9 protein-coding genes, 1 tRNA gene and 2 pseudogenes are annotated in these 9,131 nt (G+C 34.0%); 9 read left to right on the top strand and 3 right to left on the bottom strand.

Going from position 1 to position 9,131, the window contains the following annotated elements; all coding sequences use genetic code 11:
• Window positions 1–65 precede the first annotated feature (65 nt).
• Window positions 66–141: transfer RNA gene (locus ACFIME_RS04530), tRNA-Thr, on the bottom strand.
• Between the two features lie 456 nt (window positions 142–597).
• Between ACFIME_RS04530 and ACFIME_RS04525 the strand changes: the two genes are divergently transcribed.
• The 8 genes from ACFIME_RS04525 (at window position 598) to ACFIME_RS04490 (ending at window position 7,052) form a co-directional block, all read left to right on the top strand.
• A complete protein-coding gene (locus ACFIME_RS04525; protein ID WP_375634991.1) occupies window positions 598–801 on the top strand; it encodes a SlyX family protein in 204 nt (67 codons plus the stop codon).
• A 1,096-nt stretch (window positions 802–1,897) separates the two neighbouring features.
• Window positions 1,898–3,325: an amino acid permease gene (locus ACFIME_RS04520; protein WP_375684563.1), complete on the top strand. Its 1,428-nt coding sequence runs from the start codon at window positions 1,898–1,900 to the stop codon at window positions 3,323–3,325.
• 40 nt (window positions 3,326–3,365) lie between these two features.
• A complete protein-coding gene (locus ACFIME_RS04515) occupies window positions 3,366–4,046 on the top strand; it encodes an energy-coupling factor ABC transporter ATP-binding protein (RefSeq protein ID WP_375618715.1) in 681 nt (226 codons plus the stop codon).
• Window positions 4,043–4,681 carry an energy-coupling factor transporter transmembrane component T family protein gene (locus ACFIME_RS04510; RefSeq protein ID WP_375684562.1) on the top strand — a complete coding sequence of 213 codons (639 nt, stop codon included), beginning with the start codon at window positions 4,043–4,045 and terminating at the stop codon, window positions 4,679–4,681. Before ACFIME_RS04515 ends, ACFIME_RS04510 begins: the two co-directional genes overlap by 4 nt.
• A gap of 15 nt (window positions 4,682–4,696) precedes the next feature.
• Complete coding sequence (locus ACFIME_RS04505; RefSeq protein WP_375662645.1) at window positions 4,697–5,254, top strand: biotin transporter BioY; 558 nt, start codon at window positions 4,697–4,699, stop codon at window positions 5,252–5,254.
• Between the two features lie 252 nt (window positions 5,255–5,506).
• Complete coding sequence (locus ACFIME_RS04500; RefSeq protein ID WP_375633212.1) at window positions 5,507–6,073, top strand: biotin transporter BioY; 567 nt, start codon at window positions 5,507–5,509, stop codon at window positions 6,071–6,073.
• Window positions 6,074–6,793: 720 nt separating this feature from the next.
• Entirely contained in the window at window positions 6,794–6,973 is a 180-nt protein-coding gene (locus tag ACFIME_RS04495; protein ID WP_375618712.1) for a hypothetical protein, read from the top strand.
• Window positions 6,974–7,001: 28 nt separating this feature from the next.
• The gene (locus ACFIME_RS04490; RefSeq protein ID WP_375618717.1) at window positions 7,002–7,052 is read left to right on the top strand and encodes a hypothetical protein; all 51 of its coding nucleotides are present in this window, start codon (window positions 7,002–7,004) and stop codon (window positions 7,050–7,052) included.
• 131 nt (window positions 7,053–7,183) lie between these two features.
• Here the strand turns inward: ACFIME_RS04490 and ACFIME_RS04485 are convergent.
• Window positions 7,184–7,698: pseudogene (locus ACFIME_RS04485) on the bottom strand (hypothetical protein).
• 553 nt (window positions 7,699–8,251) lie between these two features.
• Complete coding sequence (locus tag ACFIME_RS04480) at window positions 8,252–8,488, bottom strand: hypothetical protein (protein WP_375662674.1); 237 nt, start codon at window positions 8,486–8,488, stop codon at window positions 8,252–8,254.
• Between the two features lie 202 nt (window positions 8,489–8,690).
• Here ACFIME_RS04480 and ACFIME_RS04475 point away from each other — a divergent pair.
• Window positions 8,691–9,131, top strand: a pseudogene (locus tag ACFIME_RS04475) (DUF637 domain-containing protein); the annotation flags it as partial.

Genomic DNA, 9,131 nt, shown 5'->3' with positions numbered 1-9,131 from the left:
AGGTGGTCTGAAAATGGCTGTTTAAAGAAAAAATCTATATATTTCAATACGCTAAACACAAAAAGTGGTGCCGCATGCCGGATTCGAACCAGCGACCCCATCATTACGAATGATGTGCTCTACCAACTGAGCTAATGCGGCATAGGTTTGTAAGTCAATGAAACAAAACTAATTTGAGGGTAATAGCTAAAAGTACGTATAAAAGCAAGAATGCATTTTTTCAATAATTTATACATATGATAATAATTTGAAGGAGAAGTATGTAAAAGTCAGAGGAAAGTATTCTTTGACCTTAATGCTATAAAATGCTTTCCAATTTACGATAGCACTTAAATTAAGAAGCTGGGAATGTAGATCTTTAGGATGAAAAATGGTGTCAAGATAACTTAGTAAAGATAAAAACATTTTCTGATTCTTAAGAAAGAAATTTGTTGTATAAGTGATTGGGAAAATAAAGATCATCATAAACCTTTTATAATGTGCAAATAAGATGAGTAGAATTATTTGAAAAGTTACTTCTCATTTTTATGGGAAGAATAAAGGGAGGAGGATTAATAAAATTAATCACGTTTTTTTATTTAAGAGGGAGTAAAAATCATGTCGGATGAAGATCGGCTGATAGAACTAGAAATGAAGCTAGTTTACCAAGAAAAATTCATTGAGGAACTTTCTCGAGTGGTAACTGATCAATGGAAAAGTTTGGATGAGATATCTAAAAAAGTTGATGTTTTAGCGAAACGATTTTCAGATTTAAAAGAACAGAGTGTGACTGAAGCTGTTATTTTACCATTTTCTCAATAGAGAGAAGATGCTTAAAATTTTTCTGCTAATAGTCTCTTGGATTTTTTTAGATGTAATAGGGTGGATGTCACAATGGGAGTAAGATGCGAAATATTCTTTATTACAATTGCAATTATTTACAGATTGGTTTTTGTTTAACGCATTTTGTTAGACTTGTAGAATAATTTTTATAAGCTTCTTCATTAATTTCAAGAAGTTCCAATTTTATAAGGAGTGCTGATATTAGAAGACGTTTTTTTATATGTGATTTCTAGTACTAAAATTAAGAAAAGTTTTTGTAGAGTATAAAGGAACATCCATAAAAATATATGAACTTCAATATGTTAAGTTTTTTCTGTACAGAGTTTTCTATAGATGGGAGTTAGGTTTATTCGCTAGTTTTTATTAAATTGATACAAATGAAGTAATGTTATCATTATCTATAGAAATCATAAGTGAGCCCGTATAATTTATAACTGAGCGCATATATTTATAATAAAGCGTTTTAATCCATTCTGATGATCAAATGATTTTCAGTTGTTTTAATAGGGTGAGGTGCTCTAAGCGATACCTGTTGTGTATAGTACAGAGAGCTCTAGAAGTTTTTTTCAAGATCAAATGTACTCTTCGTTATATGTATATGATATTTTGTGAAAAGGCTTTTGTTTTTCGTAATTTAAGATACAAAATACTATTGCTAAAGCACCAAAGATAGACCATGCGGGTAAATAAGTGAGAGTAATGCAAATTGAGGACAGAAAATCAGGCATTACCTTGCATAGAGATTGATTAAGGTGATAGATATCTGTTTGCAGAAGGCTTGTTAAAATTTTATTAAAGGGGGTTGTTGTCCAATGTGATGTGATTACAGAGTGTGTGTTATCAATGACCAATGCTATAATGGTTAGTGTAACGAAAATGAAGGACATTAATTTAAATAAAGGGTGGAGCATATTTTTTCTTAAAACTTCAACGGGACATACGTATAATGCACAAAAAAATAAGGAGTTGCATTATGATAAGAAAATAAGTTTACGTTTGTTTTGTGTTTTTTGAAAGAGGTGCCTAATTTTTCAATAAAAGTTGAGGTTAGGTTCAACAAAAGTAGTGAGGCATGATGTCTGAAAAAAAGCACGAGGAATTGAAGCGTAGCCTTCAAAATCGCCATATTCAAATGATTGCTTTGGGTGGCGTTATTGGGACAGGACTTTTTTATGGGTCAACCGAGGCAATTCAATTAGCTGGCCCCTCAGTTATTTTATCTTATCTTGTCGGCGGGCTTATTATGTATTTCATTATGCGAATGCTTGGTGAAATGTCAGTAGAAGAACCGTCTTCAGGAGCATTTAGTTTTTTTGCTTATAAATATTGGGGGAGATTAGCTGGTTTCATAACAGGTTGGAATTATTGGTTTCTTTATATTCTTGTGAGCATGGCTGAACTTACAGTGATAGGGTTTTACCTTGATCATTGGATTTTGATTGATCATTGGAAGGCATCTTTCATTGTTCTTTTATTTGTTACATTTGTTAATTTGTTTAATGTTCGTTTTTATGGAGAATTTGAATTTGCTTGCGCTTTGATCAAAGTGGCTGCTGTTATTGGTATGATTATTTTTGGAATTTTTCTCATTGTCACTGGACTAGGGGAAAATCAAGCGAATATTCATTATCTTTGGGACCATGGCGGTTTTTTTCCTTATGGAGCAGTAGGGGTTGTTTTAGCAACTTCTGTAGTAATGTTTTCTTTTGGAGGAACAGAGCTTATTGGTATTGCTGCTGGAGAGGCATTTAATCCACAAAAAACAATTCCAGCGGCTATTCGTCAAGTTATGTGGAGGATTATAATTTTTTATACTGGTTCTATCAGCATTATTATGATAATCAGCCCTTGGAATATGATTGGAAAAAATGGTAGTCCTTTTGTCACAATTTTCGAGACTATAGGAATTCCTGCTGCTGGTCATATTTTGAATTTTGTGGTGATTATGGCTGCTATTTCTGTTTACAATAGTGGCATTTATTCTAATGGCCGTATGCTTTATAGTTTAGCTGTACAAAAAAATGCACCACATATTTTTAGTAAACTGAGTGCTGCTCGTGTTCCTTATATTGCTATCCTTTTTTCATCATTCTGTACGGTGTTGATTGTCGTTGTTAATGCTCTTGTTCCTGATAATAGTTTCATGCGGATCATGGCTCTTGCAACTGCAGCAGCAGTGATTACTTGGGCTATTATTGTTATTGTTCATTTGAAATTTCGCAATGCCCATAAGAACAGAAAAGGCAACTTTACTTATGCGTTTGGTTTATATCCTTACGCTAACTATCTTTGTCTCTGCTTTCTTGCTTTATTATTTTGCATTATGTTTATCAGTGGTTTTGGGCAAAATGGATTGATGACTCGACTTTTTGATATGATAGGAATAAGCGTGCCTTTTCTTGAAACATATATTCCTGTACAGATGCCTGATATGAGTTTGGCAGTCATTATTATTCCTCTATGGTGCTTATTATTACTTTTAGGTTATAAACTGAAACGATAGAGAAAGAAGAGCTAATAAAAGGGATTGATTGGAATAAATCTTGGGGACTATAAAATTTGATGAGGTAACACAAGTTTTTGGCGATTTGTGTGTTTTAAGAAATATTACTGTACAGCTTACCGAAAAACGAATTGCTGTTATAGGTGCGAATGGTTCTGGAAAAAGTACATTTGTTCGTCTTATTAATGGACTCCAATTACCATCTCACGGTTTTGTAAGCGTTGATGGGCTTGATACCAAGCGCGATGCAAAAGCAGTAAAGCGTAAAGTTGGATTTGTATTTCAGAATCCCGATAATCAGATTGTTTTACCATTAGTTGAAGAGGATTTATCCTTTGGTCTCAAAAATTTAAAGCTTAATAAAGATGAAATTAAGGAGCGTGTAGATGAAATTTTACAACGCTATGAACTTCAAGATTTCAGAAATCACGCTGTCCATTTATTAAGTGGTGGGCAAAAACAACTCGTTGCTATTTCCGGTGTAGTTGCAATGAAACCAGACTACATTATTTTTGATGAGCCGACAACATTACTTGATTTGCGAAATAAGCATCGCGTTACGCAAGTGATAGAAGAATTACCACAAACGGCAATAGTTGTATCGCATGATTTGGAGTTTTTGAAAAAGTTTGATAGAGTGCTGGTTTTTGATAAGGGGGAGATAGCAATTGATGATGTACCTTTTGTTGCTATCAAGGAGTATATAAGAAGAATGTCATGATCGGTTTATATATTCCAAGGGATACGTTTATTCATAGGTTAAGTCCTGGAGTTAAGTTATTATTTCTTACGGCGTGTGGAACTTTTATAATAATGGTTTCTTCCATAGCGCTTCTTGGGTTATTTTTGTTGTTGATCATCTTATTCTATAGAGTCGCCAAGGTTCCTTTCAAAACTGCGATAAAGCAATTTAAATCGATGGGATTGCTTTTAGTTCTTCTATTTGTATTTCAAACTATTTTTAGCGGTTGGCTTACGGGGGGTGAGGTCATATTACGTCTTGTTATCCTCTTTTCTTTATCATCACTTATTTCATTCACAACAAAAGTTTCAGATATGGTGGATGCAATTGAAGCAGGACTCCAGCCCTTTCGTTGTTTTGGTATAAATCCATCAAAAATGAGTATGGTTATCTCTATGGCGATCAGGTTTATTCCTCTTTTGAGTGAAAAGTTTAATGAGGTACATGAAGCACAGCAAGCACGGGGACTTAACACTAACATTGTCGCTCTTGCGATACCTTTAATTATACGAACCATAAGAATGGCTTCAGAAGTGGCTGAAGCATTGGAAGCGCGTTCTTATGATGCTGATACCATTGATACAGCATCTCATAATAATCAAAGTTTTTTATAGTGAAAGAAGAATCAAATGAATACAAAAGATTTAGTTTATATTGCCTTATTTGCCGCTGTTTATGCTATTTTGGGCCTTTTCCCTTCTATTTATCTTCCTTTTCTTCTAGGGATACCTATTACAGCTCAATCGATGGGACCGATGCTAGCAGGGTCTATTCTTGGGGCAAAAAGGGGTGCTTTAGCGTCACTCCTTTTTCTTGTTCTTGTTGCGATTGGATTACCTCTGTTGCCTGGTGGTCGCGGTGGGATCAGTGTCTTTTCAGGGATTGCAAGTGGTTATTTAATAGGTTTTCCATTTGCCGCATTTTTTATTGGTTTAATGGTAGAATTGTTTTGGCAGCGGTTAAATTTTATAATATTATTTGTGATAAATACTGTCGGTGGCATTGGGATAGTTTATTCTTTTGGTGTTCCATGGACAGCTTATATGACCAAAGTTTCTTTACTGAATGTTTTAATGGCTTCATCAGTTTTTTTGATAGGCGATTGTTTAAAAGCGTTGATTGCATCCTTTATTGCACTCGCGATTAAAAGATCTGTTCCTCTCATTCATTCAAAGCATAATAACTAAAATAAATGCATTATTTTGTTATGCTGTTGTTATATAATATTCGTATATCACTATTATTGAATTTAACTATAGTAATTTATGATGTATTTAAACATAATCTAATATGATTCATATAAGTGATATTATTAAAATAAATTATTATAGTATTTTTCTCTATATCTAAGGCATTTAAAGTGTACTTTTATAAATCTGATACTTTTTATTAATTGTACAACAATAACGAAAGCTTTTCCCTAGTGAAGGAATAATTCAGTGAATACAAAAGATTTAGTTTATATTGCTTTATTCGCCGCTATTTACGCTGTTTTGAGTCTTTTTCCTCCTATTTATCTTCCTTTTTTGCTGGGTGTCCCTATTACAGCTCAGTCTATGGCTCCGATGTTAGCAGGCTCTATACTTGGAGCGAAAAGGGGAGCTTTAGCATCACTTCTTTTCCTTGCTCTTATTGCGATTGGGTTACCTCTATTGCCTAGTGGTCGTGGTGGAATTAGTGTTTTTTCAGGAGTTACGAGTGGTTATCTGATTAGTTTTCCATTTGCTGCATTTTTTATTGGCTTTATGGTAGAATTATTTTGGCAGCGGTTAAATTTTATAATATTATTTGTGATAAATACTGTGGGTGGCATTGGGATAGTCTATTCTTTTGGAATACCATGGGTAGCGTATATGACACAGGTTCCTTTGCTGACAGTTTTAATAAGTTCATTAGGTTTTTTGGTTAGTGGTTTCTTGAAAGTGCTGATTGCATCCTTTGTTGCGTTGACTATTAAAAAAACCGTTCCTCTCATTCATTCGGAAAAAGGGGCAGTTCTGTACTGAAGAACAAGTTTTTCCAAATGTATGTAGATTAAAAAGCATCACGGAATACCATTTTGTTTTGTCTACTTTTTTATTGGTATTTTTCTGCATAGCTCTCAGAGGTAGCCATACGAAAATTGAATGTTTCGGCACCAAAATTCATTTTTGCTTTCAGGAGCAGCCCCTAAATAGCCAATTAATATTATTTTATTTAACAGGCTTGTAAGTTTTATTCGATTTGCATATTATATGCATAAAGCCTTAGAATAATTTATTATTTTTTAATATTTTTAGTTAATTAAGCACTAATTTTTAAAGTATTAAATTATATTAATTGTACAAAAACATGGATAATTAAGTGTTCATCTAAAACTCTTGATGTATATAATACCCTTATAAATGTATTAATATAAGGTATAAAAATAAGATTTGAACGGGATGAAGCTAAAACAAAAGGTAATCTTAGAAAGCACCGTGTAAAGTTTTGAAATAGCTGCATATGTTTTTTCTGATCTATTCTCCATGGCTAAACAAGACCGTATTGAAAATGGAGAGTATGGTTAGCAAGCTTTAGTGCTTGTGGAGGTTTTTTATTACTATTCGTAGCGCATACTGTCCATGACGATAAAGATGGCATAGAGGTAATCCGTATTATTTCAGCACGGCGAGCCAATTTGAAAGAAAGGAAACGTTATAAAGAAGAAAGTTCGTTATGAAATTGAGGTAGGTAACTTATCAGCCTTGACAGATGAACAGAGAGTTGAAATTGATAAATTGGCTGTAATGTCGGATAGTGCAATTGATCATAGAGATATTCCGTCACTCAATGATGTGTTCTGGAAAAACGCCGTTTTCAATCCATTCTATAAATCACCCAAAACTGTTACAACAGTGCGTGTGGATTCAGACGTGCTAGCGTGACTTTAAAAGTCAAGGGAAAGGATATCAAATGCGGATTAACGCCATTTTACGTGATGCCATGCTTCGTTCAATGCGTTGACCTCTTTCCTGCGACAAAGAGTATCAAACTGCTTTCGATAGTTTTTTTATCTCCTTGTTGATTTCATCTATGAACGTTGAGAAGAGACAACGCCATTTAATCTAAACAGTTTTATAAAATCGGAAATATTACTATGGCTTTTTAACTGAGCACTGTAGTGTGTAAATAGATATGTTTATTAAACTGCGTGTATGTAACATAAGAAACAATACACAAACTAAAAAGGAATACCAAAGAGCAATATCTGAGTACTAAAGTACAGTATCCAATGGAAAAGAAAGCTTGTACTTCACGTACTTAGAGATGACAGGTAAAAAAACAGTTTCTTTATAACTATTTGGAAAAATTAAAACGATAAGCGCTAAACTTATTAGTTTTAAGAGTCTGTGCAAATACTGTTGTAAATCACGTGTTAGTTTCACCCAACCTGTTGTATCATCATCTTTATATTTTGGGGTGCTCTGCAATTCAGAAGGAATATTAGAATTGCATAAAATTGCAAAAACCGTTGTGACTATTACCAAAGAAACAGATGCGAATGTCAAAATACTCTGAATAAAGTCAAGATTTTTTTAATTCCTAAAAAACATAAAAATATAAAAGTTATAATGCCAAACAAGGTTCTTAGCTGCTTATTTGTAAATATATTTATTTCCTGTGGAAAAATTATGATCTCAATTTCTTAAATTATTTTCTGATATAAAAATACAATCTATCTTTTATTTTAATAGCAATGTCTTCTATTGCATCCAGTTGCTTTTAATATTTTAGTTAACCTCGTTTATGATTTATCTATAGTTGATGATAGCTTTAAACACAGAGCTCCATAATCCCAAACTCTCGCTTGCATTTTGATACCCAAATCCACCTTTCAAAAAAGCCCATAGCACTGGCAACCCTTTCATAAAGATTAAAGAAAAGCTCTGTTATTTCAAAAATACATGAAAGTGACTCATAACTGCCGCAACATTTTTTGTGCTGATGCTGGCTATTCATGTTTTAAAAAACAAATATTTTGAAATTCGTGTATCCTAAAATCCTTAATTTGTATTAATGGATTTATTTACTTTATAAATTTGATACTATAGAGCCATTTTGGCTTTTAGAAATATATTGTACATTAAAAAAACTTTTTAATCACTCTTTAAATGCATATCCAATCCAAAAATGATCAGCACTTTTCACTATTTTGCTATTTTTTAGAAATCTATTTTAAACTCTCCTATTATTAGTTCATGAAGAGTTTTGGTTCGTGAAAGAAGATCTTTTTCAATCTCTTCACAATACTTAGAAAAATCTGTTGCTTTTGGAATGATTTTTTTAGACATGCTTTCTACGTTGCTCTGCAAAATGCGTTTTAAGGACTCTTTCAAAATCAATAAGGAAATACCTTTGAGTTCAGTTTGATAAGCTTGAGAAGAGGTGTCATCGTCCATATCTTTTCGCTTGTGGAAGCTACCACAAGAGAACAAGCGAAAAAAGTATTAGAGATATCATCATTTGAAGCTTTTACAGCAATAAACCTGTGAAGCCATAGGCAAGTCTCAAGTGCATTTTCTTCATTCGGTTTTTGTTTTTAATTTTTCATACGACACACTGCTATTTCAGGTTATTTCTTTGGGTTGATTAAGATTTGTAAGGAAAGTTGATTGGCAAGCAGTTCGAGCTGAATTTAAAGACTGGGATTATAAAGCCCAAGGATTGACAGAAGCCGGTGCGGCTATCGTGGCATTGGCTGTCACGGCGGTTACGGGTGGAGCAGCCTCGGGCGCTGCCAGTGCCATTACCGGTGCTTTGGGGCTTGGCTCGAGCACCGCCATGAATGCAGCGATACAGGCAGGTGTCCAAGCACTGATTAACAAAAGCGCTGTGGCTCTTGTCAATAATCGCGGCAACATTGCCGGCGCTTTGCATGAGCTTGGCTCTTCAAAGAATGTTCTCAGCATTGTTTCGTCGATGTTGACAGCAGGCTTAACCAGCCAAATAACGGAAATGGCAGGTGTTGGACAATCTTTGCCAAAAACCGCTCCTTTTGTCGATCGTATCGCCAGTGAAGCGGAAAAGAACCTGATCAAAGCC

The organism is Bartonella sp. AP1QHHD (assembly GCF_042196265.1).
Lineage (GTDB): Bacteria > Pseudomonadota > Alphaproteobacteria > Rhizobiales > Rhizobiaceae > Bartonella.
The sequence above is the reverse complement of the archived record's forward strand: the minus strand, read 5'-3'. Positions and strand labels throughout refer to the sequence as shown.

Coding starts and splice junctions, on each gene's coding strand:
- ACFIME_RS04480 (WP_375662674.1), bottom strand. CDS start 8,488: ATGGACGATGACACCTCTTCTCAAGCTTATCAAACTGAACTCAAAGGT.
- ACFIME_RS04520 (WP_375684563.1), top strand. CDS start 1,898: ATGTCTGAAAAAAAGCACGAGGAATTGAAGCGTAGCCTTCAAAATCGC.
- ACFIME_RS04510 (WP_375684562.1), top strand. CDS start 4,043: ATGATCGGTTTATATATTCCAAGGGATACGTTTATTCATAGGTTAAGT.
- ACFIME_RS04505 (WP_375662645.1), top strand. CDS start 4,697: ATGAATACAAAAGATTTAGTTTATATTGCCTTATTTGCCGCTGTTTAT.
- ACFIME_RS04525 (WP_375634991.1), top strand. CDS start 598: ATGTCGGATGAAGATCGGCTGATAGAACTAGAAATGAAGCTAGTTTAC.